General features: G+C 63.0%; 15 protein-coding genes, 2 tRNA genes and 3 rRNA genes. 12 read left to right on the top strand and 8 right to left on the bottom strand.

All coding sequences use genetic code 11. The annotated features are described in order from the left end of the window. Positions 1-111: 111 nt before the first annotated feature. The 4 genes from ACAW63_RS18765 (at position 112) to ACAW63_RS18750 (ending at position 4,689) form a co-directional block, all read left to right on the top strand. On the top strand, positions 112-777 hold the full coding sequence (locus tag ACAW63_RS18765) for a hypothetical protein (RefSeq protein ID WP_371227625.1): 666 nt from the start codon (positions 112-114) through the stop codon (positions 775-777). A gap of 196 nt (positions 778-973) precedes the next feature. Next, positions 974-1,993, top strand: a complete 1,020-nt coding sequence (locus ACAW63_RS18760; protein ID WP_371227622.1) for an iron ABC transporter substrate-binding protein — start codon at positions 974-976, stop codon at positions 1,991-1,993. A 117-nt stretch (positions 1,994-2,110) separates the two neighbouring features. Beyond that, positions 2,111-3,613 (top strand): ABC transporter permease, encoded by a 1,503-nt coding sequence (locus ACAW63_RS18755; protein WP_371234713.1) that lies wholly within the window; start codon positions 2,111-2,113, stop codon positions 3,611-3,613. Next, on the top strand, positions 3,610-4,689 hold the full coding sequence (locus tag ACAW63_RS18750; protein WP_371227619.1) for an ABC transporter ATP-binding protein: 1,080 nt from the start codon (positions 3,610-3,612) through the stop codon (positions 4,687-4,689). Before ACAW63_RS18755 ends, ACAW63_RS18750 begins: the two co-directional genes overlap by 4 nt. 435 nt (positions 4,690-5,124) lie before the next feature. Here the strand turns inward: ACAW63_RS18750 and rrf are convergent. The 5 genes from rrf to ACAW63_RS18725 all read right to left on the bottom strand — a co-directional run bounded on the left by rrf (position 5,125) and on the right by ACAW63_RS18725 (position 10,361). Next, positions 5,125-5,240, bottom strand: a 5S ribosomal RNA gene (rrf, locus tag ACAW63_RS18745). A 131-nt stretch (positions 5,241-5,371) separates the two neighbouring features. Next, positions 5,372-8,262: ribosomal RNA gene (locus tag ACAW63_RS18740) — 23S ribosomal RNA — on the bottom strand. 232 nt (positions 8,263-8,494) lie between these two features. After that, positions 8,495-8,570: transfer RNA gene (locus ACAW63_RS18735), tRNA-Ala, on the bottom strand. 27 nt (positions 8,571-8,597) lie between these two features. Beyond that, a tRNA-Ile gene (locus ACAW63_RS18730) sits at positions 8,598-8,674 on the bottom strand. A gap of 151 nt (positions 8,675-8,825) precedes the next feature. Further along, positions 8,826-10,361, bottom strand: a 16S ribosomal RNA gene (locus ACAW63_RS18725). The 16S, 23S and 5S rRNA genes sit together here with 2 tRNA genes alongside, the layout of an rRNA operon. Positions 10,362-11,089: 728 nt before the next feature. On the opposite strand from ACAW63_RS18725, the gene ACAW63_RS18720 reads away from it, so the two are divergent. From ACAW63_RS18720 to ACAW63_RS18690, 7 genes are all read left to right on the top strand, one after another. Next, positions 11,090-11,851 carry a hypothetical protein gene (locus tag ACAW63_RS18720; protein ID WP_371227617.1) on the top strand — a complete coding sequence of 254 codons (762 nt, stop codon included), beginning with the start codon at positions 11,090-11,092 and terminating at the stop codon, positions 11,849-11,851. Positions 11,852-12,164: 313 nt separating this feature from the next. Next, on the top strand, positions 12,165-12,839 hold the full coding sequence (locus tag ACAW63_RS18715; protein ID WP_371227615.1) for a DUF3313 domain-containing protein: 675 nt from the start codon (positions 12,165-12,167) through the stop codon (positions 12,837-12,839). Between the two features lie 102 nt (positions 12,840-12,941). After that, on the top strand, positions 12,942-14,762 hold the full coding sequence (locus ACAW63_RS18710) for a monovalent cation:proton antiporter-2 (CPA2) family protein (RefSeq protein ID WP_371227613.1): 1,821 nt from the start codon (positions 12,942-12,944) through the stop codon (positions 14,760-14,762). A 22-nt stretch (positions 14,763-14,784) separates the two neighbouring features. Then, complete coding sequence (locus ACAW63_RS18705; RefSeq protein WP_371227611.1) at positions 14,785-15,882, top strand: AI-2E family transporter; 1,098 nt, start codon at positions 14,785-14,787, stop codon at positions 15,880-15,882. Between the two features lie 13 nt (positions 15,883-15,895). Further along, the gene (locus ACAW63_RS18700) at positions 15,896-17,425 is read left to right on the top strand and encodes an efflux transporter outer membrane subunit (RefSeq protein WP_371227610.1); all 1,530 of its coding nucleotides are present in this window, start codon (positions 15,896-15,898) and stop codon (positions 17,423-17,425) included. After that, a complete protein-coding gene (locus tag ACAW63_RS18695; RefSeq protein WP_371227608.1) occupies positions 17,422-18,546 on the top strand; it encodes an HlyD family secretion protein in 1,125 nt (374 codons plus the stop codon). The genes ACAW63_RS18700 and ACAW63_RS18695 overlap by 4 nt, the downstream gene beginning before the upstream one ends. Beyond that, positions 18,536-19,552: a DUF2955 domain-containing protein gene (locus ACAW63_RS18690; RefSeq protein WP_371227606.1), complete on the top strand. Its 1,017-nt coding sequence runs from the start codon at positions 18,536-18,538 to the stop codon at positions 19,550-19,552. The genes ACAW63_RS18695 and ACAW63_RS18690 overlap by 11 nt, the downstream gene beginning before the upstream one ends. Here the strand turns inward: ACAW63_RS18690 and ACAW63_RS18685 are convergent. Further along, the gene (locus ACAW63_RS18685) at positions 19,549-21,294 is read right to left on the bottom strand and encodes a SulP family inorganic anion transporter (protein WP_371227604.1); all 1,746 of its coding nucleotides are present in this window, start codon (positions 21,292-21,294) and stop codon (positions 19,549-19,551) included. The genes ACAW63_RS18690 and ACAW63_RS18685 overlap by 4 nt on opposite strands. Positions 21,295-21,550: 256 nt before the next feature. Here ACAW63_RS18685 and ACAW63_RS18680 point away from each other — a divergent pair, with 256 nt between their 5' ends. Beyond that, positions 21,551-21,892 carry a transcription initiation protein gene (locus tag ACAW63_RS18680; RefSeq protein ID WP_331319964.1) on the top strand — a complete coding sequence of 114 codons (342 nt, stop codon included), beginning with the start codon at positions 21,551-21,553 and terminating at the stop codon, positions 21,890-21,892. Positions 21,893-22,007: 115 nt separating this feature from the next. Here ACAW63_RS18680 and ACAW63_RS18675 read toward each other — a convergent pair whose 3' ends face one another. After that, on the bottom strand, positions 22,008-23,561 hold the full coding sequence (locus ACAW63_RS18675) for a FadD3 family acyl-CoA ligase (protein ID WP_371227602.1): 1,554 nt from the start codon (positions 23,559-23,561) through the stop codon (positions 22,008-22,010). Next, on the bottom strand, positions 23,558-24,643 hold the full coding sequence (locus ACAW63_RS18670) for an alkene reductase (protein ID WP_371234711.1): 1,086 nt from the start codon (positions 24,641-24,643) through the stop codon (positions 23,558-23,560). The genes ACAW63_RS18675 and ACAW63_RS18670 overlap by 4 nt, the downstream gene beginning before the upstream one ends. Positions 24,644-24,648: the final 5 nt, after the last annotated feature.

Here is a 24,648-nt window from a genome sequence, read left to right as displayed (position 1 = left end):
CTCGGCGGGAGCTGCCCCTGTCGATCGGAGTCACCACGAGTTTTTCACATGCCCTTGACGAGACCTTGATCGCGCCGTTCGATAATGGCGGCACCTGTCGAGCCTGTGCCCATGAACGAACCCCAACGCCTGTTTGCCTCTGCCGGAGACCGCAAGAACGATGGCGTTGCCAACCACACGCTGCGTGCATATTTGCGCACCCGCATTGCTGAATGGCGGAACAGGCGCCTGCTTCGGCTGGCCCTGCGTGTTGCGGAAGAACCGATACTCATGCTCGACGTCTCGCGATCACCAGGCGCCTTCTGGCCCGTGCTGCTGGAACATGGCAACCGGATCATCGTTGCGACCTCTCCAGCCGCCGACTCCCTTCTCGCCACCCACAAGAAGCTGCCCAATGCGATGGCGCAACGCATCAAGGCCATGCCCGGCCCCCTGGACTACTCCGAATTGGGAGCGGGTTCGGTCGACTGCATACTGATCTCCGATGTCCCGCCGACAGAATGCAACGCGGCCACTATCGGTTTGCTGGGTCAGTTGCACCCTGTCACCCGGGACACCGTGATTCTCTTCGCCCGGATCGGCCGCCAGCGCTCTGCGAACGAAATGGAACAGCCCTGCCCCTGCGGATCGGATTCCGAATCCCACGCCACGACTCCGCCCCCTACCAGTGCCAAGGCCCTGGAGCAGGCGTTTCAGCACGTCGGCTTCTCGCAGATCAAGCACTACAACTTTCTGCCCGGCGTAGATGGCATTCGCGTTTACATTCTCAGGAAGTAACGCATTTTCCCACGAGGCTGGCGAAGTCTCGGCGTCCCCTCCTTCCTTATCGCCAGGCGCACCTTCACTCGACAGAACGTTCGCCTATCAAATGAGAATGACAATTTTTTAACAGCATCCGAGCGATCATCATCGCCATTCACCCTGCGACGCCCTCGATTGGGCGTGTGACATCACCTATCCGGAGTGGCGATTGATGAAAGTACGCGGTGCCTCGTGGTTCTTCCTGGGAGCGGCTGGAATAGCCGCACTGCTGGGCACGGGCCCATCCTTCGCCGCGTCGGAAAGCGATGGCATCGTGGTCTACAACGCCCAGCATGAGTCGCTGACCAAGGCGTGGATCGAAGGCTTCACCAAGGAGACCGGCATCAAGGTCACCCTGCGCAATGGCGACGATAGCGAGCTGGGCAACCAGATCGTCCAGGAGGGCAAGGCATCCCCGGCCGACGTCTTCCTGACCGAAAACTCCCCATCGATGGCCCTCGTCGATCACGCGGGACTTTTCGCCCCGGTGGCACCCAGTACCCTTTCCCAGGTTGGCGCGCCTTATCGGCCGGCCAATGGCCACTGGGTTGGCATCGCGGCTCGCTCCACCGTCTTCGTCTACAACAAGAACCTGGTGAAGGAGGCGGACCTGCCCAAGTCGCTCCTCGACCTGGCCGAGCCGCAGTGGATCGGCCGGTGGGCCGCCTCTCCCGCCGGCGCCGATTTCCAGGCCATCGTCGGCGCCCTCCTGGAACTCAAAGGCGAGGCCGCAACCCTCGAATGGCTTGAGGCGATGAAGGCCGGCGCCAAGGTCTACCGTGGCAACAACGCCGTGCTCAAAGCCGTCAACGCAGGCCAGATCGATGGTGGCGTTATCTATCACTACTACTACGTCGGCGATCAGGCCAAGACCGGCGAGAACAGCAACAACGCCGCCCTCCACTACTTCAAGCACAAGGACCCGGGCGCCTTCACCAGCCTGTCCGGCGCTGGTGTCCTGGCATCCAGCAAACACCCCAAGGAAGCCCAGGCGTTCCTGCAATGGATCACCGGCAAGCAGGGGCAGGCCGTGCTGCGCGACGGCAAATCGTACGAATATGCGGTGGGTGAAGGCGCACAATCGAATCCGAAGCTCGTCCCGCTGGATCAGTTGGATGCCCCGCTCGTCGACGTGTCCAGCCTCGATAGCCAGAAGGTCGTGGACCTGATGACCCAGGCAGGCCTGCTGTAAGTGACCGCCCAACAGTTCGGGCCGCGGGCCCGTGCCGATAGTGCCACTGGTGCGGCGACAACCGCACCGGTGGCGCGCTCCCGGCGCCGACTGCGCAATGGTTCCGGTCAGCAATGGATGCTGGCCGTCGCGCTTCTGGTTTCGGCGTTCGCCGTACTCCCACTGATCTTCGTTGCGAGCGCAGGCATTCAGGCCGGTTTTCCGCTCATCGCCAAGCTGGTGTTTAGGCCGAGGGTCGCTGAGCTGCTGCACAACACGCTGCTGCTGATCGCGCTGACCGTCCCGCTCTGCGTAGTCCATGGCGTGGCGATGGCCTGGCTGACCGAACGCACCCGGCTTCCCGGCCGACGGTTCTGGTCCCTGCTGGTCGTCGCCCCGCTGGCGATTCCGGCGTTCGTCCACAGCTACGCCTGGGTCAGCCTCGTGCCGTCACTGCATGGCCTGCTGCCGGCCGTTCTGGTCTCGGTGATCGCCTACTCCCCCTTCATCTATTTACCGGCGGCAGCTGCCCTCCGACGCCTGGACCCGGTCCTTGAAGACGTGGCCGAGTCGTTGGGGGAAAGGCCTTTCACCGTGTTCCGGCGTGTCGTCCTCCCCCAGTTGCGTGTCGCTATCTGGGGCGGATCGCTTCTGGTGGGGCTGCATCTGCTAGCGGAATACGGTCTCTTCGCGCTGATCAGATTCGACACCTTCACCACGGCGATCTTCGACCAGTTCCAGTCGTCCTTCAGCGGCCCCGCCGCGAACATGCTGGCCGGCGTCCTGGCCCTGGCCTGCCTGCTGATGCTCACCCTGGAGTCGGGCACCCGTGGCTCGGCCCGTTATGCGCGCATTGGCGCCGGCAGTCCGCGAGCGCCCCGGCAATACACGCCGGGCAAAGCCTGCTCGAGCATCGCCCTGCTGCTTTGCACTGCCTTCACCGCCCTTTCGCTCGGCGTTCCCCTGGTCACCCTGGGGCGCTGGCTCGCCGCCGGCGGGATCGAGGCCTGGCGCTCCGAGGAACTCCTGGTCTGCCTGGGGCAGACAGTGCTGCTCGGTGCCGCAGGAGCCCTGCTCACGACCATTGCCGCAGTGCCGATCGCCTGGATCTCCGTGCGCGCGCCGAGCAAGCTCCAGCGCCTGCTCGAAGGCAGCAACTACGTAGCCAGCTCGCTGCCGGGAATCGTTGTCGCGCTGGCGCTGGTCAGCCTGACGATCAAGTTCGCCCAGCCGCTGTACCAGACCGTTTTCACCGTGCTGCTGGCTTACGTGCTTATGTTCCTGCCCCGCGCGCTGGTCAGCCTCCGCGCCGGGCTCTCCCAGGCTCCCGTCGAACTGGAGAACATCGCCCGCAGCCTGGGCCGCTCCCCGATGCAGGCCATCTGGGGTGTCACCATCCGCTTTGCCGCACCCGGCGCTGCGGCGGGCGTCGCCCTGGTGTTCCTGGCGATCGTCAACGAGCTCACCGCCACGCTGCTGCTCTCACCCAGCGGCACCGCAACCCTGGCCACGGCCTTCTGGGCGAAGACCAGCGAGATCGACTACGTCGCCGCGGCGCCCTATGCACTGATGATGATCCTGCTGTCCCTTCCGCTGACCGGGCTTCTTTACCAACAATCCAAGCGAGTAGCAGGCCGATGAGCCCTCTTGAACTCAAGTCCGTCTCTCGGTTCTTCGGCGCATTCGCAGCGATCGAAGACTTCAGTTTGTCGGTGCCGGCGGGTGGCCGGGCTGCAATCGTCGGTCCCTCCGGCTCCGGCAAGACCACCCTGCTGCGCCTGATCGCCGGATTCGAAGTCCCCGACCAGGGCACCATCACCCTCGGCGATACGACGCTGGCGGACGCGACCACCTTCATTCCTGCACATCGCCGCCTCATCGGCTATGTGCCGCAGGATGGCGCTCTGTTCCCGCACCTCTCGGTGGCCGAGAACATCGGCTTCGGACTGCCCAGGAACATGGCTACCCGCTCGCAGCGGATCGACGAGTTGCTGGAGATGGTCTCCCTGAACAGCAACATGGCGCAGCGCTGGCCCCACGAACTCTCAGGTGGACAGCAACAGCGAGTGGCGCTGGCCAGGGCCCTGGCGCAAAGCCCCAGGCTGATGCTGCTCGACGAACCCTTCTCCGCCCTGGACAGCGGCCTGCGCGCCTCCATGCGCAAGACAGTCACCCAGGTACTGGGCGATGCCGGCGTCACCGCGATCCTGGTCACCCATGATCAGGAAGAGGCGCTCTCGTTCGGCCATCAACTCGCAGTTATCCGCCAGGGGCGCCTGATCCAGGCAGGCGCCCCTAAGGCGCTGTACTTCCGACCGGTCGACGAAGACACCGCCACCTTCCTGGGGGATGCCCTGGTGTTTTCCGCCGACATCCAGAATGGCTGGGCACAGTCCCCGCTCGGCAAGATCCGGGTCGACAGCCCGAAAGCGAAAGGATACGCGCAGATAATGCTGCGTCCCGAGCAACTCCACCTGCGGCACGGGGAGATGCTTGCCCAAGGTGCGGATGGCTGCTTTGGCACAGTCCTCAGCAGCGACTTCGGCGGCGACAAATGCTCGGTGGTGGTTCAGCTTGAGACTCTGTACGCGGAATCCACTGGCAGATCATCCGCCCTGTCGATTCACGTCAGGGTGCCGGCAATGGACTGTCCCGACATCGGGGCGCGCGTGCACATTGGCGTCAGCGGCGGCGCCCACCTGTTCCCCAACCGATAACCATCGACGCGCGGCATCACCACTCCGATGGTGATGCCGTGCCGACTGATCGATCGCGAAGTCGTAGCCAGGTTTACGTTCTCTCGCCCCCCCAGGCAAACGCCGCTCCTCTGCACCCGCCAGAAGAGTTGTGCCTGCGCCTGTACCTGCGCCGCCTAGCCGTTACGCTCTTGTAAAAGCGAGCTTGCTCGCGAACCTGGTCAGGTGCACACGCCGTCATCGACGATGAATTGAGGCCACGGCGTGCAGCATCGCATGCGCTCCGGCTGAGTATTCCGCCCCGCAGGAGCGGACTCCGTCCGCGATGGCCGCCGTCTTCTCAGCGCACACCGCCGGCACAGGTTGGGTAGAGGACTCCAGCGCCCGGCCGGCTTTCCCGCGCGCAAAAGCAAAGCCCCCGGCCAGCTTTCGCTAACCAGGGGCTTTGGGATAGGAGCTTGACGATGACCTACTCTCACATGGGGAAACCCCACACTACCATCGGCGATGCGTCGTTTCACTGCTGAGTTCGGGATGGGATCAGGTGGTTCCAACGCTCTATGGTCGTCAAGCAATTCTTTAGGACGCTCGTGGCATTCGCACACGCTCATCCGAATTCGGGTATGTGACAGTCATTTGCGGTTCACACGAACTTTCGGTTCGTCGACTTCACCATCGAACACACAAATTGTTTGGGTGTTATATGGTCAAGCCTCACGGGCAATTAGTATCGGTTAGCTCAACGCCTCACAGCGCTTACACACCCGACCTATCAACGTCGTAGTCTTCGACGGCCCTTCAGGGGAATCAAGTTCCCAGTGAGATCTCATCTTGAGGCTAGTTTCCCGCTTAGATGCTTTCAGCGGTTATCTATTCCGAACATAGCTACCCGGCAATGCCACTGGCGTGACAACCGGAACACCAGAGGTTCGTCCACTCCGGTCCTCTCGTACTAGGAGCAGCCCCTCTCAAATCTCAAACGTCCACGGCAGATAGGGACCGAACTGTCTCACGACGTTCTAAACCCAGCTCGCGTACCACTTTAAATGGCGAACAGCCATACCCTTGGGACCGGCTTCAGCCCCAGGATGTGATGAGCCGACATCGAGGTGCCAAACACCGCCGTCGATATGAACTCTTGGGCGGTATCAGCCTGTTATCCCCGGAGTACCTTTTATCCGTTGAGCGATGGCCCTTCCATACAGAACCACCGGATCACTAAGACCTACTTTCGTACCTGCTCGACGTGTCTGTCTCGCAGTCAAGCGCGCTTTTGCCTTTATACTCTGCGACCGATTTCCGACCGGTCTGAGCGCACCTTCGTACTCCTCCGTTACTCTTTAGGAGGAGACCGCCCCAGTCAAACTGCCCACCATACACTGTCCTCGATCCGGATGACGGACCAGAGTTAGAACCTCAAGCATGCCAGGGTGGTATTTCAAGGATGGCTCCACGCGAACTGGCGTCCACGCTTCAAAGCCTCCCACCTATCCTACACAAGCAGGCTCAAAGTCCAGTGCAAAGCTACAGTAAAGGTTCACGGGGTCTTTCCGTCTAGCCGCGGATACACTGCATCTTCACAGCGATTTCAATTTCACTGAGTCTCGGGTGGAGACAGCGCCGCCATCGTTACGCCATTCGTGCAGGTCGGAACTTACCCGACAAGGAATTTCGCTACCTTAGGACCGTTATAGTTACGGCCGCCGTTTACCGGGGCTTCGATCAAGAGCTTCGCTTTCGCTAACCCCATCAATTAACCTTCCGGCACCGGGCAGGCGTCACACCCTATACGTCCACTTTCGTGTTTGCAGAGTGCTGTGTTTTTAATAAACAGTCGCAGCGGCCTGGTATCTTCGACCGACATGGGCTTACGCAGTAAATGCTTCACCCTCATCGGCGCACCTTCTCCCGAAGTTACGGTGCCATTTTGCCTAGTTCCTTCACCCGAGTTCTCTCAAGCGCCTTGGTATTCTCTACCCGACCACCTGTGTCGGTTTGGGGTACGGTTCCTAGTTACCTGAAGCTTAGAAGCTTTTCCTGGAAGCATGGCATCAACCACTTCATCATCTAAAAGACGACTCGTCATCAGCTCTCGGCCTTGAACACCCGGATTTGCCTAAGTGTTCGGCCTACCACCTTAAACTTGGACAACCAACGCCAAGCTGGCCTAGCCTTCTCCGTCCCTCCATCGCAGTAACTAGAAGTACAGGAATATTAACCTGTTTCCCATCGACTACGCTCTTCAGCCTCGCCTTAGGGACCGACTAACCCTGCGTCGATTAACGTTGCGCAGGAACCCTTGGTCTTTCGGCGTGGATGTTTTTCACACCCATTGTCGTTACTCATGTCAGCATTCGCACTTCTGATACCTCCAGCAAGCTTCTCAACTCACCTTCACAGGCTTACAGAACGCTCCTCTACCGCGCATCTTACGATGCACCCGTAGCTTCGGTGTGTGGTTTGAGCCCCGTTACATCTTCCGCGCAGGCCGACTCGACTAGTGAGCTATTACGCTTTCTTTAAAGGGTGGCTGCTTCTAAGCCAACCTCCTAGCTGTCTAAGCCTTCCCACATCGTTTACCACTTAACCACAACTTTGGGACCTTAGCTGACGGTCTGGGTTGTTTCCCTTTTCACGACGGACGTTAGCACCCGCCGTGTGTCTCCCACGCTGACACTTCCAGGTATTCGGAGTTTGCATCGGTTTGGTAAGTCGGGATGACCCCCTAGCCGAAACAGTGCTCTACCCCCTGGAGTGATACGTGAGGCGCTACCTAAATAGCTTTCGAGGAGAACCAGCTATCTCCGAGCTTGATTAGCCTTTCACTCCGATCCACAAGTCATCCCCTACCTTTTCAACGGGAGTGGGTTCGGTCCTCCAGTCAGTGTTACCTAACCTTCAACCTGCTCATGGATAGATCGCCCGGTTTCGGGTCTATACCCAGCGACTAAATCGCCCTATTAAGACTCGCTTTCGCTACGCCTTCCCTATACGGTTAAGCTCGCCACTGAATATAAGTCGCTGACCCATTATACAAAAGGTACGCAGTCACCTAACAAGTAGGCTCCCACTGCTTGTACGCATACGGTTTCAGGTTCTATTTCACTCCCCTCTCCGGGGTTCTTTTCGCCTTTCCCTCACGGTACTGGTTCACTATCGGTCAGTCAGTAGTATTTAGCCTTGGAGGATGGTCCCCCCATATTCAGACAAAGTTTCTCGTGCTCCGTCCTACTCGATTTCACTTCAAAGAACCTTTCACATACGGGGCTATCACCCACTATGGCCGCACTTTCCAGAGCGTTCTGTTAGATTCAAAGAAGCTTAAGGGCTAGTCCCCGTTCGCTCGCCACTACTAAGGGAATCTCGGTTGATTTCTTTTCCTCAGGGTACTTAGATGTTTCAGTTCCCCTGGTTCGCCTCTTGCACCTATGGATTCAGTACAAGATACCTAGGTTATCCTAGGTGGGTTCCCCCATTCAGAGATCTCCGGATCAAAGTCTGTTTGCCGACTCCCCGAAGCTTATCGCAGGCTACCACGTCTTTCATCGCCTCTGACTGCCAAGGCATCCACCGTATGCGCTTCTTCACTTGACCATATAACCCCAAGCAATCTGGTTACTGTCTCGAACGTGAAGACGACATTCGCCGAAAATTCGCGCTTGAACTCGCAAATTTTACCTTGACTTGAATGATCACCAGTGAAAGAGATCATTCAGTCTACTTCTATCACATACCCAAATTTTTAAAGAACAGTTCTGGCACAAAGACCAGACAGCAAGGTTCGTTACACCGAACATTCCTGTCTGAGCTTTCGACGATTTAGAGATGGTGGAGCCAAGGAGGATCGAACTCCTGACCTCCTGCGTGCAAAGCAGGCGCTCTCCCAGCTGAGCTATGGCCCCATCGGATCAGCAGCACACCACAACAATTGGTGGGTCTGGGCAGATTCGAACTGCCGACCTCACCCTTATCAGGGGTGCGCTCTAACCAACTGAGCTACAGACCCAATCGTTCGGGCTTTGGCAGCTTGTCGACCTCACCCGCTCTCTATCCAAGAGCCGGGGGCGCGCTCAAACCAACCGAGCAGCAAACCTATCGTCTAACCAGTGAATCAAGCAATTCGTGTGGGAGCTTATGAAGAAGCTGCGATCTTCGATTAAGGAGGTGATCCAGCCGCAGGTTCCCCTACGGCTACCTTGTTACGACTTCACCCCAGTCATGAATCACTCCGTGGTAACCGTCCCCCTTGCGGTTAGACTAGCTACTTCTGGAGCAACCCACTCCCATGGTGTGACGGGCGGTGTGTACAAGGCCCGGGAACGTATTCACCGTGACATTCTGATTCACGATTACTAGCGATTCCGACTTCACGCAGTCGAGTTGCAGACTGCGATCCGGACTACGATCGGTTTTGTGGGATTAGCTCCACCTCGCGGCTTGGCAACCCTCTGTACCGACCATTGTAGCACGTGTGTAGCCCTGGCCGTAAGGGCCATGATGACTTGACGTCATCCCCACCTTCCTCCGGTTTGTCACCGGCAGTCTCCTTAGAGTGCCCACCCGAGGTGCTGGTAACTAAGGACAAGGGTTGCGCTCGTTACGGGACTTAACCCAACATCTCACGACACGAGCTGACGACAGCCATGCAGCACCTGTGTTCCGATTCCCGAAGGCACCCTCGCATCTCTGCAAGGTTCCGGACATGTCAAGGCCAGGTAAGGTTCTTCGCGTTGCTTCGAATTAAACCACATGCTCCACCGCTTGTGCGGGCCCCCGTCAATTCATTTGAGTTTTAACCTTGCGGCCGTACTCCCCAGGCGGTCGACTTATCGCGTTAGCTGCGCCACTAAAATCTCAAGGATTCCAACGGCTAGTCGACATCGTTTACGGCGTGGACTACCAGGGTATCTAATCCTGTTTGCTCCCCACGCTTTCGCACCTCAGTGTCAGTATCAGTCCAGGTGGTCGCCTTCGCCACTGGTGTTCCTTCCTATATCTACGCATTTCACCGCTACACAGGAAATTCCACCACCCTCTACCGTACTCTAGTCAGGCAGTTATGGATGCAGTTCCCAGGTTGAGCCCGGGGATTTCACATCCATCTTACCAAACCACCTACGCGCGCTTTACGCCCAGTAATTCCGATTAACGCTTGCACCCTTCGTATTACCGCGGCTGCTGGCACGAAGTTAGCCGGTGCTTATTCTGTTGGTAACGTCAAAACAGCAAGGTATTAACTTACTGCCCTTCCTCCCAACTTAAAGTGCTTTACAATCCGAAGACCTTCTTCACACACGCGGCATGGCTGGATCAGGCTTTCGCCCATTGTCCAATATTCCCCACTGCTGCCTCCCGTAGGAGTCTGGACCGTGTCTCAGTTCCAGTGTGACTGATCATCCTCTCAGACCAGTTACGGATCGTCGCCTTGGTAGGCCTTTACCCCACCAACTAGCTAATCCGACCTAGGCTCATCTGATAGCGCAAGGCCCGAAGGTCCCCTGCTTTCTCCCGTAGGACGTATGCGGTATTAGCGTTCCTTTCGAAACGTTGTCCCCCACTACCAGGCAGATTCCTAGGCATTACTCACCCGTCCGCCGCTGAATCATGGAGCAAGCTCCACTCATCCGCTCGACTTGCATGTGTTAGGCCTGCCGCCAGCGTTCAATCTGAGCCATGATCAAACTCTTCAGTTCAATACTGCTTGGGTTTTGCGAAAACCCTAAACTTGGCTCAGCAATCGCATGCTCTATTTAAAGAGCTAAAACTCTCGAATTCACGAGTGTTACTTGCGTTGCTGATAATCAGTCGATCATCAGTCTTACATCACAAGCACCCACACGAATTGCTTGATTCGACTTGTTAAAGAGCAGTTGGTCAAGGCTTTCGTCTCAACCGAGGCGCGCATTCTACAGCAGCGTCTCATCTTGTCAAGCGTTGTTTTCGAAAATTTTCTTTTCTACTCAACCGCTTGCGCTTCAGTGAAGGAAGCCTTCTCATCAGCGGGAGGCGCATTCTACAGCGATCAAACTCACTGTCAAGCACCTCGGCGATCTTCTTTTCGACTCACCGCCGGAGCAGCGAATGAAGAGTGGCAAGTGATTCACCTGCCGGACCACCACTCTCAACTTCGAATCATTGTAAGCTCTTGATTTTCAAGCTCTTTCAGCGCTTCGTCGCTGGGAGTGGTGCGCATTATAGGGACTTAAAAAGACCCGTCAACGACTTTTTGCAGAAAGATGACAAATACCCGCCTGCCCTTCTCTCTATATAAAAGAAGCAGATAGCCAGTGAATGAAGACTCCCCCGGAAATCGCTCCGAGCGAACGGCCCGAACTTCGAGCAGCTTGTATGGCTCGCCGAGCTATCATGATGGCGGCGCCCACCCGCTCCCCGGGCCGGATGGTCTACTAGGAGACCCTGTGTGAATCGGATTCAACTGCTCATCGCCTCCTGCTTGTCAGCGACTTCACTCCTCGCCTTTGCCGAAAGCCCTCAGACATTCCTGCAAGGCCGTGTTTATGAACTGCGCCGGGATACCTCGCCGCCGTTCTGCTACGAATGGGCAACCGGCTTGCCGAATGGCGTCTGGGGCAACGGCGGGGACTATGGGCAGAAGACGGAGAAGCTCATGGGCAATGGTGCAGTCCTGATCGCGTCGGCAACCTACAAGCCCACCGGCGAGGTGGTCTCCCACTCGTTCTATAAAAGCAGGGAAGCCTGCCAGAAGGACCTTTCCAGAAGGCCGGAATCGATTCCACTCGTGGCCGCCACATCGATGCCAGTTAAAACCGACACTCCCGGGCAAAGCTCGACCTACGTCGACCGCTTGCAGCGCGATTTCGGGCAGCGAATCTATTTCAGCTCGCCCACGGCGGAGACGATCATCAAGAAGATCAACATCGACTGCCGGGCCCCGGACGGCCGCTACCTCCCGCTGTACAACGCTCTGCTCGCGCGACTGAATGAAGCGAACACACCCGATGCCTGGATGGAAACCAGCGTGGTCAACAGGGGGAAGAACATCCAGGTCTTCGACAGCGTTCGCCTGAAGAACGGGAAGGAACTCACCCCCCAATTGACCCTGGAAATCAATGAATGGGGGGCCGTCGAAACCCACGGCGTCCGGCCTGAAGCCCTGTCGAATGCCTGCTTCGGCTCATACGGCCCCATCTGGAAGATCTGATCCACATATGCTCCGCTGCGGCCTCGTAAACCTTTGAATCTCTTGCCGTTGTATTACGGGGCAGGCTGATCTCCCCTAAGCTTGCCGGCCGGCAAATTGCCACGGATCACCCATACTCACCCTACGTCATTGATTTGTGGCGCATTCCAACGACGCGTGCCACGTGCCTGAACATCATCTACCGCCTCCTGTCTCGGGCCCCTTGCAAGGGGTTCCCGCAGTGAATGCGTGGAGCTGAGCAGGTGCGGCTTCCAGCCGGTCGAGTGATGTTTGCGGCCCTGCAGCCATCGCTATCGCCACATCAGGAGAGACCATGAAGAAACACGCCGTACTGCTACCTCTGCTCGCTCTTCCGTTGCTGCTGGGCGGCTGCTCAAGCAACAAGGTCTCGAGCGAAGACTATTCCGGCTTCCTGAATGACTACTCGCACCTGAGCGAGCAGGAAAACGCCTCCGGCGCCAAGGTCATGTCCTGGGTCGACCCGAACCTGAATCTGAGCCGCTACACCAGCGTCTACATCGAACCGACGCAGTACTTCCCCAAACCGGCGCCCAACGACAAGGTCTCCCAGCAGACCCTCGACCAGATTTCCGCCTACTACACCCAGGTGCTCAAGCGCGAGTTCGGCCAAGTCCTGCCGGTGGTCAACCAGCCCTCCAGCGACTCGCTGGTGGTGCGCGCCGCCATCACCGGGGTGAGCAGCCATACTCAATCCCTGCATGCGTATGAAGTGATCCCGATTGCCCTGATCGCCGCCGGGGTGAGCACCGCCACCGGCATCCGCGACCAGGACACGGTCATCGCCACCGAAGCCGACTTCCTCGATGGCCGCACCAGCAAGGAAGTCGCCCAGGTCGTGCGCAAGGGCACCGGACAGCCGCTGGAGAACGACAAGCAGGCAATGACCGCCAACGATGTGAAAGGCGTGCTCGACGGCTGGGCCAAGGACATGCGCCTGTCGTACACCAAGTTGCGCGCGCAGCAGTGAGCGTGACTCGGATTACCCGGCCGGAAGACGTCCCGGCCGGGCTTGAGAACAGAATCGGCGCTCGGGGCAGAGAATCCCGGGGAGCCGCAAGGGAGCTGATGAATGCCACATGATGGAAGCCTGTTGCAGGCGACGGTGATTTTCCTGCTGGCAGTGGTCTTTCTGGTGCCACTGGCGCAACGCCTGAAACTTGGTGCGGTGCCGGGCTATCTGCTGGCCGGCATCCTGATCGGTCCCTCGGTGCTGGGGCTGATCAGCAATCCGCAGAACGTCGGCAAGCTCTCCGAAATGGGTGTGGTGATGCTGCTCTTCATCATCGGCCTGGAGCTCTCGCCGCGCCGGCTGTGGATGATGCGCCGCTCGCTGTTCGGCGTCGGCTCCCTGCAGGTGGGCGTGACCGCCGCGGTTCTCGGCCTGCTGGCGTATCTGCTGTTCGGCCAGTCGCCGGCCGCCGCCGTGGTGCTGGGCGTGGGTCTGGCGTTGTCGTCCACCGCCTTCGGCTTGCAGGTGCTGGCCGAACGCAAGGAACTGAACAAGCCCCATGGCCGCACGGCCGTGGGCATCCTGTTGTTCCAGGACATCGCCGCCATTCCGCTGATCGCCATCGTGCCGCTGTTGGGCGGCGCCGGGGACAGCGCCCCGGATGCCGGTATACGGCCGCTGCTGGCGGTAGCAGTCGGGATCGGCGTGGTAATCATCGGCGGCCGTTACCTGCTGCGGCCGGTATTCACCTGGGCGGTTGGCTCCGGACTGCGCGAGCTCTCCACCGCCACCGCCCTGCTGGTGGTCCTGGGCACCGCCTGGATCATGGAGCACGTTGGCGTGTCCATGGCGCTGGGCGCCTTCCTCGCCGGTATGCTGATGGCCGAGTCGCAGTTCCGCCATGAGCTGGAATCGCAGATCGAGCCGCTCAAGGGCTTGCTGCTCGGCTTGTTCTTCGTCGGCGTGGGCATGACCGCCGACCTGCGCCTGCTGTTCGGCCAGCCGCTGCTAGTACTGGGCGTTACCTTGCTGCTGGTGGGCATCAAGCTGCCGCTGCTGGTTGGCCTGGGCCGCCTCTTCGGCGGCCTGAACCGCGCCGGCGCGATCTGCCTGGGCGTGGTGCTGGCATCAGGCGGCGAGTTCGCCTTCGTGGTGTTCAAGCTGGCACTGGATCACGGCCTGCTGGAACAGCAGGTGCACGATGTGCTGGTACTCGCCATCACCCTGTCGATGGCCGTGGTGCCGCTGGTGATGATGGCGCTGGCGCGCCGGATGCGCGACGAGACGACGGATGCCGAGGCTCCGGAAGGAACGCCGGAAGTGGGTGACCAGCCCAGGGTGGTGATCGCCGGCATGGGCCGCATGGGGCGCGTGATCGCCAACCTGCTGCAGGCCCAGAACGTGCCGGTGGTAGCCCTGGACACCTCGGTGGACGCGTTGCGCCGCCAGGGCAAGGAAGGTGGCGTGCCGGTCTTCTACGGCGACCCGACGCGCCCGGAAATCCTCCATGCCGCCAAGGTCGGCGAGGCCGAGCTGGTGATCGTCGCCACCGACGACCCGGAGATCAACCTGAATACGGTCGAAGCCCTCGCCCGCCTGTACCCGCATACGCGGGTGATCGCCAGGGCGAACAACCGCCAGCAGGTCCTGCAGTTGCTCGACCGGGGCGCCAACCCGGTGCGCGAAACCTTCCATTCCAGCCTGGAAATGGGCCGCCGGGCCTTCATCGAGCTGGGCGTGAGCGAGGACCAGGCCGCCGCCTGGGTGCGCCGCTACCGGCAGCAGGAAGCGCAGTGGCTGCTGGAACTGCATCGGCAGGGCCGCAACGACGATCCGGATGGTCGATTCGGCGACGATGGCAACCCCGTCGCCGGCGTTACACCACAGCCCCAGGATCACCCCTTGGAAAGCGCCGCTCGGCGCAATGACCGTCCGACCTGAAGAGTCGATCCGGAGGAAAACCATGCAACCCAGTTTCAAGCTCGATAGCGCCCTGTCGCGGGGAATGCTCGACGTCCTCATCAAGGCCGGACTGATCGCCGCCCTGGTGATCTTCTCCTTCCAGGTGTTCCAGCCCTTCCAGGAGCTGATGATCTGGTCGGTGATCCTCGCCGTCACCCTCTACCCGCTGCAGCGCTGGCTCAAGGTGCGCACCGGGCTGAAGGACGGCCACGTGGCGACATTGATCGTCCTGTTCGTCCTGCTGGTACTGCTGGCGCCGATCTACCTGCTGGCGATCAACATCGGCGACTCCCTGGATAGCGTGGTGACGCTGCTCAAGAGCGACACCCTGAGCATCCCGGCACCGCCCGAATCAGTGGCCACCTGGCCGCTGATCGGCCCGCGCCTGTACGCTGCCTGGCAGTCGGTCTCCGGTGGCCTGAGCCAGGTGGCGCAACACCTGCTGCCCTACCTCAAGGGCACCGGCCGCGTGCTGCTGGGTGCCGCCGCCAGCGCCGGCGGCGCCTTCCTGCTGTTCATCGCGGCGGTCATCATCTCCGGCATCATCATGGCCTTCGGCGAAAACGGCGAGCGCGCGGCGCAACGCATCGCCATACGGGTCTCCAACGTGGAGCGCGGCAAGCACATCGCCACCCTGTGCACTGCCACCATCCGTGCGGTCGCCCAGGGAGTGATCGGCATCGCCTTCATCCAGATGCTGCTGATCGGTGTCGGCTTCGTGGTCAAGGGCGTACCGGGCGCGGGCATCCTGGCGATCGCCATCCTGATCCTGGGCATCGCCCAGGCACCGGCGACCCTGATCACCCTCCCGGTGATCGCCTACGTCCTCTCCACCGAAGGCTTCACCGCCGCAACCATCACCTTCGCCATCTACACCTTCATCGCCGGTCTCGCCGACAACGTGCTCAAGCCGCTGCTGCTGGGCCGCGGTGTCGACGTGCCGATGCCGGTGGTGCTGATCGGTGCCCTCGGCGGCATGGTGGTCAAGGGTATCATCGGCCTGTTCATCGGCCCGGTGATCCTCGCCGTGGCCTACAACCTGTTCTGGCAATGGGTCGACCAGCAGGAACCGGAAAGCGCCTCCGAGTCGCCCGAATAAGCCAAGGATCGCCATGCCAAAGCGCGTCAGACGCTGCACTCTCATCGTCGCAACCCTCCTGGCCGGCTGCACCCAGGTCGGCCCGGACTTCCAGCCGCCGCAGGACCCGTGGCTGGCCGGCTGGAAGACGCCGCTGCTGGAGCAGGCGGGTCGCAATGCCAATGCCCCGGACCTGCGCCAGTGGTGGACGGTGTTCACCGACCCGACCCTGGACGCACTGATCGCCGAAGCCGACGCGCACAACACCAACCTGCGGGTAGCCGGCCTGCGCATCGCCGAGGCGCGCGCGCAGCTGGCCATAGCGGAAACCGGGCGTTATCCGCAGCTGCAGCAGATCCGCGGCGAAAGCCTCTACCTCAAACAGAACCAGTCCGGTGCGCCAACCGCCCGCGACTCGGTGTTCTGGCAATCCAGCGCGGGCTTCGACATCGGCTGGGAGATCGACTTCTGGGGCCGTTTCAGCCGCGCCATCGAATCCGCCGACGCAGCCTACTTCGCCTCAGAGGCCAACTACGCCGACGCCATGGTGCTGCTGCGCGCGCAGGTCGCCGACACCTACTTCGGCCTGCGCACCGCCGAGGCGCGCCTGGACATCGCCCGCGAGAACGCCAAGCGCCAGGAGCGCAGCCTGGAGATCACCGAGCGGCTGTTCCGCCATGGCGAGAACGACGAACTCGACTGGCAGCAGGCGCGCACCCAGTACCTGGCGACCCAGGCCACCATCCCCGAGTTCGAGAACCAGGTGAACGCCCTGCGCAACATTCTCTGCGCGCTGCTCGGGCGGCCGCCGGGAGCGATGCCGGAGCTCGCCGCGCGCCACGGGCAACTGCCGCTGCCGGACCGGGCGATTCTCCAGGACGTGCCCGCCAGCCTGCTGCAGCGCCGACCGGACATCCGTGCCGCCGAGCAGGCGGTAGCGGCGCAGTCGGCGCTGGTGGGTGTCGCCGAGGCCGACCTGTATCCCTCGATCAGCCTGCTGGGCAGCATCGGCTGGAGCTTCGTGTCGGCCAACAACCTGCCGGACAGCTTCAACCTCGCCGCCGGGCCGAGCCTGATCTGGAACCCCTTCGACTATGGCCGGCGCAAGAACGCCGTGCGCGTGGAAGATGCGCGCCTGCAGCAATTGATCGAGCTCTACCACCAGGACGTGCGCAACGCCGCGCGCGAGGCCGACGACGCCGCCAGCGGCCTGGTCCGTTCGCTGCAGAGCGCGGGCATCCGCGAGCAGGCCTCAGAGGCGGCGCAGCGCTCCCTGAGCCTGGCCAGCTCGCAGTACCGCGAAGGCTTCGCCGACTTCCAGCGCGTGCTCGACGCCCAGCAGCTGCTTCTGCAACAGCAGGACGGCTACCTGGTCAGCCGGGGCAACGCCGTCAGCAGCCTGGTGGCCCTGTACAAGGCTCTGGGTGGCGGCTGGGACAGCCAGCGCGCGCCCATCGACCCGGCCACCCGCCAACAGATGCAACAACGAACCGACTGGGGCGACCTGCTCGACGAGCCCGCCCCCCAGAACCCCAGCACCGCAGGAATAGGTGAGCAGAAATGAGCGACGCCCCCGGCACGCCGCCCCCACAACAGCCGGCCCCTACCCCAGGCAAGTCCGCCCCCGACCGCGGAATGCGCCTGGTGTTGCTGCTGATCGCCATCAGCCTGGTCTGGTACCTGCTCGCCGACCGCTTCACCCCCTACACCCAGCAGGCGCGTCTGCAGGCCTATGTGGTCCCGGTCAGTGCCGAGGTGGCGGGCCAGGTGAAGCGCGTGGCGGTGGGCAACAACCAGGAAGTGCGCAAGGGCGACGTGCTCTTCGAGCTGGACCAGGAGCAGTACCGGATCGCCCTGTCGCGAGCCGAGGCCGACCTGGATGCGGTGCGCCGGCAGATCGGCGCCAGCACGGCCGGCATCGACTCGGCCCAGGCGGCTCTGGCCGCGGCCCAGGCCAATGAACGCAAGGCGCGGCAGGACTCCGAACGCCTGCAGCGGCTGTACCAGGAAGACCCCGGCACCGTTTCCGTGCGTCGCCTGGAAAATGCCCAGGCAAACCGCGAACAGGCCGCCAGCCAGGTGGCGGCCGCGCGCGCCGAAGTCGAACGGGCCCGCGAACAACAGGGCGGCCATGACGAGGACAATGCCCAGTTGCGCAGCGCCACGGCGAACGTGCAGAAAGCCCGACTCGACCTGGCCCGCACCGTGGTACGCGCCGACTCGAACGGACTGATCACCGACCTGCGCACCGACGTCGGCCACTACGTCGGCCCCGGCAGCCCGGTGATGACCCTGATCGCCATCCATGACGTGTGGATCAGCGCCGACATGACCGAGAACAACCTCGGCCACCTGAGCACCGGCACCCCGGTGCTGGTGGTGCTCGACGCGCTGCCCGGCGAGCTGCTGCGCGGGCGCATCCGCAGCATCGGCTACGGCGTCAGCGTCGGCCAGAGCACCCCGCCGGGCTCGCTGCCGACGGTGCAGAACAGCCGCGAGTGGCTGCGTTCGGCGCAGCGCTTCCCGGTGATCGTCGAGCTGGACCGCGACCAGTCGCTGAACACCGCCGCCCTGCGTGTGGGCGGCCAGGCGGAAGTCATGGCGCTGCCCAGCGAAGGTAATCCGCTGAACCTGATCGGCCGCCTGTTCATGTGGCTGATGAGCTGGCTGAGCTATGCCTATTGAGCTGCGGCGCCGGCGCGCGCTGAGGCTGGCCTGGGGTGTCGCGCTGTGCCTGGCGGCCAGCTACGGCATCGGGCTGCCGATTCCCTTTCTCGCGCCGGTGCTCGCGGTCCTCCTGCTGGCCATGCGCGCGCAGGCTCTGCCGCTCAAGGCGGCGCCGGCCCTGGCGATACTGGTGCTGCTCACCTGCGGCATCGGTTTGCTGCTGATCCCCCTGCTGCGCCATGCCCCGCTGAGCGGCGTGCTGCTGGTCGGCGTGGGACTGTACCTGGTGTTCCGCTATGCCCTGCGCGGCGGCAACGGCCTGCTGGCGAATCTGCTGGTGGTCGGCCTGACCATGATCGCCGCAGCGGGCACCAGCGACTTCACCCTGGCGTTGTCGGTAGTCGAGGCGCTGGCCAAGGGCATGCTGCTGGCCGTGCTGTGCACCGCCGCGGCCCATGCGCTGTTCCCCGAGCCCGCCAATGCGCCCTCGCCCCCTGCCCCGCCATTGCCCAGCGAGGAAGACGCCGGCTGGATCGCCCTGCGCGCCGTGCTGATCGTGATGCCGGCCTTCCTGCTGGCGATGATCGCGCCGGATCGCTTCATGCCGCTGATCATGAAATCGGTGAGCCTCGGCCAGCAGGCCGGCGAGACCCGCGCGCGCCACGCCAGCCGCGAACTGATCGGCTCCACCCTGCTGGCGGGGCTGCTGGCGATCCTGGTGTGGGGCGCGCTGAGCCTGTTCGTCGACCTCTGGATGTTCTTCCTCTGGGTGCTGCTGTTCACTCTCTGGCAGGGGCGCCGGCTATACGCGGCAGTGGCCACCCGCAAGAGCCCCGCCTACTGGGTCAGTTGCCTGACCACGATGCTGATCCTGCTCGGCCAATCCGTGCAGGACAGCGCGGGAGGCCAGGACGTCTACCGCGCCTTCGCCGTACGCATGGCACTGTTCCTCGCGGTGTCGCTGTACGCCAGCGGCATGCTGGTGTGGATCGACAGCCGCCGCACCCGGACGGGTACGGCCTAGGGCTGCCAGTCGACCCCGGAGTCGCTGAGGTAGGCATCGACAGCCGCGCCAACCGTGGGATGGAAGGCGCTTTCCCCCATGCGTTCGAAGAGTTCGAAGCGCTTCATCTTGTCCTTCACCGGGTCTTTCATCTCCGCGAACTGCAGCTCCACGCCACGCGTCTCCAGGGCTTTGTCCAGCTCCGCGAGCATGTCGGCGGAAGTGATGTCGATGCTGGTCACCGGCTCGGCCGCAATCACCAGGCGCTGCACCGCGGTGGGAGACTGGTCGACGCACATCAGCACCGTGTTCTGGAACTGTTCGGCGTTGGCGAAGAACAGCGGCGCGTCCCAGCGGAACAGCACCAGCCCCGGAATGCGCCGAGCCTGCGGGTAGCGCGTCACGTCGTGGTAGCCACGGGTGCCCTCGACCCGGCCGAGCACCGCGAAGTGCGGGCGCCAGCCATCCCAGAGGAACTCGATCACCGAAATCACCACCGCGATGCAGATCCCCGGAATGGCGCCGAACACCGCAACGCCGACGAAGCAGGTGAAGGACAGCCAGAACTCCCACTGCTGCATGCGGAAGATGCGCTTGAGGTCGGCGAACTCGAACAGCCCCAGCGCCGCCGCGATCACCACCGCCGCCAGCGCGCTGTTGGGCAGGTGTTGCATCAGGTTGGGCGCCACCAGCAGCAGCAGGGTAACCGCCAGGGCGCCGATGATGCCGGTGAGCTGGGTCTTCGAACCCGCCGCCTCGGCTACGGGCGTGCGCGACGAGCTGCTGCTGATCGGGATTCCCTGGAACAGCCCGGAGGCCAGGTTGGCCACACCCAGGCCGAACATCTCCTGGTTCGGGTCTACCGGCGTCTTCATCCGTGCGGCGTAGGTGCGCGACAGCACGCTGGTGTCGGCAAAGGAAACCAGCGCCACCGCCACGCCGCCGAGCACCACTTCCATCAGGTCGATACCGCTCAACCAGGGGATGGAGAAGGACGGCAGCCCCTGGGGCAGCTCGCCGAGCACCTTGACGCCCAGGCTGCCGAGGTCGAACAGACTGACCGACAAGGTCGCCAGGACCACCGCGATGAGAATGCCCGGCAGGCGCTGGTAAGGCTTTAGCAACAGGATCAGCACCAGGCTGCCGGCGCCCACGGCGAAGCTCGGCCAGTTGGCGCGGCCATCGAGCAGCGCCTGTCCCAGGCTCCAGAGATCGCGCAGCGGGCCCTGGCTGTCCACCGACAGACCGAACAGCTTGGGCAACTGGCTGATCAGCACTGTCAGAGCGATGCCGTTCATGTAGCCGTAGCGGATCGGCTTGGACAACAGTTCGGTGATGAAGCCCAGGCGCAGCAAGCCGGCGACCATGCAGACCACCCCGGACACCAGCGCCATCAGGCTGGCGATGGCAATGGCGCGCTGCGGATCGCTCGCGGCGTACTGCACCACCACCGCGAGGATGGGCGCGGCCAGCGCCGAGTCCGGGCCGAGCACCAGAATCCGGCTCGGCCCGAACAACGCATAGGCCAGCAGCGGAATGATGGTCGCGTACAGGCCGTAGATGCCCGGCACGCCGGAAGCCTCGGCGTAGGCGATGCCCACCGGCACCAGCATGGTGGTCAGCACCAGCCCGGCCGCCAGGTCCTTCGGCAACCACGCCACCTGGTAATGCCGCAGGGTGACGAGCCCCGGCAGCCAGCGCTGCCAGTCGAAACCTGAATGTCGTGGATGCGAGGAAGATCCCGGATGGGATGTGTCGGACATGGATGAATGGCTCCAGGGCATGAACGGCGCAGGAAAGGTACCGCACAACGGAGGCCTTCCGTCCTTCAGCGTAGATCAGACCGGCCCATCGTAGCGCTATGCGGCGCTCATGGGTTTTCGGGAGTGGACGGCACTCGTGCCGTTTTCGAGCGGACGGTTTCACTGGTGGCTAGCGGCCAGAAGCGGGCATTCATGGACGGAAACGCTTGCACCATAATCGTCAGGCCACGTCACCAAATTCCAAGGAAAGCGCCCTATGGCCAAATACCTGATTTCCTTCCCCAGCGCGGCGATGATTGTCCCCGACGGCGAGTTGGAGGCAGTAAGCCGCGACGCGCACGCAGTAATCGATGAGGCGAAGGCCGCCGGCGTATATGTCTTTGGCGGCGGCATCGACGAAGACCTGCCGCCCGTGCTCGTCTCGGCTGACGGTTCGGTCGCCAAGGGCGGCTACCCTTGGGCTCCGCCACTGAATGGCGGCTTCACCGTGCTGGAACTGCCCTCTCTCGAGGAAGCCGTCGCATGGGCCGCGCGCATTGCGAAAGCCTGCCGTTGCCAACAAGAGCTCCGCGTCTTCGGGTTCGATCCGAGGTCATAAGGGGCGCTAAATTCCGCCTGACACTCCAGGCAGCGTTGGGTTGCCTGGCGCCAAGGAGGCAGGGATGACTCCCAGGCAGCACGACCCGCCCAGGGCCGTCCCTGCAGGCGCCTTGTCACGCCGAGCGCAAATCGCGCTTGAGCAGCTTGCCGGACGCGTTCAGCGGCAGGCTCCGGACGAACTCGACCTGGCGCGGAACCTTGTAATTGGCCATGTGCTGCCGGCACCAGGCGATCAGCGCGTCCGCCGTCAGGTCGAGGTCGGGGCGCAGTATCACGAACGCCTTGCCCACCTCCCCCTGGCGGGCGTCGGGAACGCCGATCACCGCCACCTGCGCCACCGCCGGATGCTCCATCATCAGACGCTCCACCTCGGCCGGGTAGCAGTTGAAGCCGCCGACGATGAACATATCCTTGAGCCGATCAGTGATCCTCAGGTAACCCCGCTCGTCGATGACACCCACGTCGCCGGTATGCAGCCAGCCGTCGGAGTCGATGGTTTCGGCGGTGGCCTGCGCATCGTTGAAGTAGCCGCGCATCAGGTTGAAACCCCGGATCAGCACCTCCCCCACCTGGCCGCTGGGAAGCGCCCGCCCTGCCCCGTCCACGCAACGGATCTCGATACCCTCCAGGGGCCGGCCGCAGGTGCTGGCCACGGTCTCCACGGCGTCGCCGGGCCGGCACAGGGTCGCCAACCCGCAGCTCTCGGTAAGGCCGTAGGCGGTGAGCACACTGGCGAAGCCCAGCTCGCTGCCCATGCGCTGCACCAGCACCGGCGGCACCGAGGCCGCGCCGGTCACCGCCACCCGCAGCGAGGACAGGTCGAAGTCGCCGCGCCGTGGGTGTTCCAGCATGGCCGAGTACAGCGCCGGCGGTCCGGGCAGGAAAGTCACGCGGTCCTGCTCGACGCGCCGCAACACGTCTTCGGCGTCGAAGGTTCGCTGCGGCAGGATGGTCGCGCCGCGGATCAGCGCCGCCAGCCACCCGGCCTTGAAGCCGAAGGCGTGGAAGAACGGATTGACGATCAGGTAGCGATCCTCGGCGCCCAGGCCTACGGTCTCGCCCCAGTTGTCGAACAGCCGCAGGTTCTGCCCGTGGGCGCAGAGCACGCCCTTGGGATAGCCGGTGGTGCCGGAGGTGAACATCAGGTCGCTGAGGCTGTTCTCGTCCAGCGCAGCGATGCGCGTATCGAGCGCGGCGTCGGGGATTGTTTCGGCGCCGCGGAGGAAATCGTCCCAGCTGGTGTCGCCGTCGCGGGGCTGTTCGATGACCACGGTCCGCTCCAGGTCGACCAGTACCTGGTCGGCCAGCAACTCCGGGTAATAGCTGCCGAGGAACTCGCCGACGCTGAACAGCACCCGCGCGCCGCTGCGACGGAGGATGTCCGCCGCTTCGGCGGCCTTCAGCCGTGTGCTCAGCGGCACCAGCACCGCGCCGGCCATCAGTCCACCGAGGGCCGCCAGCAGCCAGCGATGTCCATTCGGCGCCCACACGGCGACCCGTTCCCCCGGCGCCAGGCCGAGCGCGAGCAGCGCCCGGCCCAACTGCCGGGAGCGGCTTTCCAGCTCGGCGTAGGTCAGGCGCAGGTCGCCCTCGTCGACGGCGATGTGCTCGGGGGCACGCCGCGCACTGAGCGCCAGCGCCGCCGGAATGCTGCGCGCCGGCGTCATGGCCGTACCTCCGCCGATTCGGCGTGCGTCGGGTAGTCGGTGAAGCCACGTGCCCCGGGGGTGTAGAGGGTGGCACGGTCGAACCCGGCCAGGGGATGCCCTGCGCGCAAGCGCGCTACCAGGTCGGGATTGGCGATGAAATGGCGAGCGAACGACACTGCCTCGCCCTGCCCGTCGGCGATCGCCTGGGCGGCGCTCGCACCGTCGAAGCCGTCGTTGAGGATCAGTGCACCACTGAAGTGCCGTCGCGCCAGGTCGAAGGCATCCAGTCCCGGCTGCGGCGAGCGGCTGACCTGCAGGTAGGCCAGGCCCAGCGGATCGACGGCGTCGAGCAAGGCCCCGTAGGTGGCGAGCGGATCGTCGTCCTGCATGTCGTTGTACGGATTGCCCGGGCAGATGCGCAGGCCGACACGCCCTGCCCCTATAGCCTCGGCCATGGCTTCGAGGGTTTCCACGACGAAGCGGATGCGCCGCGTCAGCGAGCCGCCGTAGCCGTCGCTGCGCTGGTTGCTGCAGGCGAGGAGGAACTGCATCGGCAGGTAACCGCTGCTGCAGTGCAGCTCCACCCCGTCGAAGCCGGCCGCGTGGGCGTTCAGGGCGGCCTGCCGATATTCGTCGACGACGCCTGCGACCTCGCTGGTCTCCAGCGCGCGCGGCACCTCCATCGGTACCATGCCGTGGCTGTCGCTGTACAGGCTGCCCCGAGCGGCGATGGCGGATGGTGCCAGCGTCTCGGCGCCTTCCGGCTTGTTATGGCGGCTGGCCGCCCGGCCGACGTGCATCAGCTGGAGCACGCGGCTGGCACCGCCGCGCTCGCCGATGGCGGCGTTGACCCGCCCCCAGGCGGCGACCTGCTTGGCCGTGGCGATACCCGGTGTGCGGCAGTACCCCTTGCCGTGCACGCTCGGGTAGGTGCCTTCGGCGATGATCAGTCCGGCGTCGGCGCGCTGGCTGTAATAGCGCACATGCAGCGCATCGAGGGCGTCGTCGGCGTCGGCGCGGCTGCGCGTCATCGGCGCCATGACGATGCGGTTGGCCAGTTGCAGCTCGCCCAGCTGCAGCGGTTCGAACAGCGCGTCCAGCGCGC

It is taken from the genome of Pseudomonas sp. QE6, from assembly GCF_041379005.1.
Classification (GTDB): Bacteria; Pseudomonadota; Gammaproteobacteria; order Pseudomonadales; family Pseudomonadaceae; genus Pseudomonas.
This window is presented reverse-complemented; position numbering and strand designations above follow the sequence as displayed.

Bases quoted from the DNA above. Each gene is read 5' to 3' on its own strand.
- ACAW63_RS18765 (WP_371227625.1), top strand. From the start codon at position 112: ATGAACGAACCCCAACGCCTGTTTGCCTCTGCCGGAGACCGCAAGAAC.
- ACAW63_RS18690 (WP_371227606.1), top strand. From the start codon at position 18,536: ATGCCTATTGAGCTGCGGCGCCGGCGCGCGCTGAGGCTGGCCTGGGGT.
- ACAW63_RS18750 (WP_371227619.1), top strand. From the start codon at position 3,610: ATGAGCCCTCTTGAACTCAAGTCCGTCTCTCGGTTCTTCGGCGCATTC.
- ACAW63_RS18760 (WP_371227622.1), top strand. From the start codon at position 974: ATGAAAGTACGCGGTGCCTCGTGGTTCTTCCTGGGAGCGGCTGGAATA.
- ACAW63_RS18710 (WP_371227613.1), top strand. From the start codon at position 12,942: ATGCCACATGATGGAAGCCTGTTGCAGGCGACGGTGATTTTCCTGCTG.
- ACAW63_RS18685 (WP_371227604.1), bottom strand. From the start codon at position 21,294: ATGTCCGACACATCCCATCCGGGATCTTCCTCGCATCCACGACATTCA.
- ACAW63_RS18705 (WP_371227611.1), top strand. From the start codon at position 14,785: ATGCAACCCAGTTTCAAGCTCGATAGCGCCCTGTCGCGGGGAATGCTC.
- ACAW63_RS18700 (WP_371227610.1), top strand. From the start codon at position 15,896: ATGCCAAAGCGCGTCAGACGCTGCACTCTCATCGTCGCAACCCTCCTG.
- ACAW63_RS18675 (WP_371227602.1), bottom strand. From the start codon at position 23,561: ATGACGCCGGCGCGCAGCATTCCGGCGGCGCTGGCGCTCAGTGCGCGG.
- ACAW63_RS18755 (WP_371234713.1), top strand. From the start codon at position 2,111: ATGCTGGCCGTCGCGCTTCTGGTTTCGGCGTTCGCCGTACTCCCACTG.
- ACAW63_RS18715 (WP_371227615.1), top strand. From the start codon at position 12,165: ATGAAGAAACACGCCGTACTGCTACCTCTGCTCGCTCTTCCGTTGCTG.
- ACAW63_RS18695 (WP_371227608.1), top strand. From the start codon at position 17,422: ATGAGCGACGCCCCCGGCACGCCGCCCCCACAACAGCCGGCCCCTACC.
- ACAW63_RS18680 (WP_331319964.1), top strand. From the start codon at position 21,551: ATGGCCAAATACCTGATTTCCTTCCCCAGCGCGGCGATGATTGTCCCC.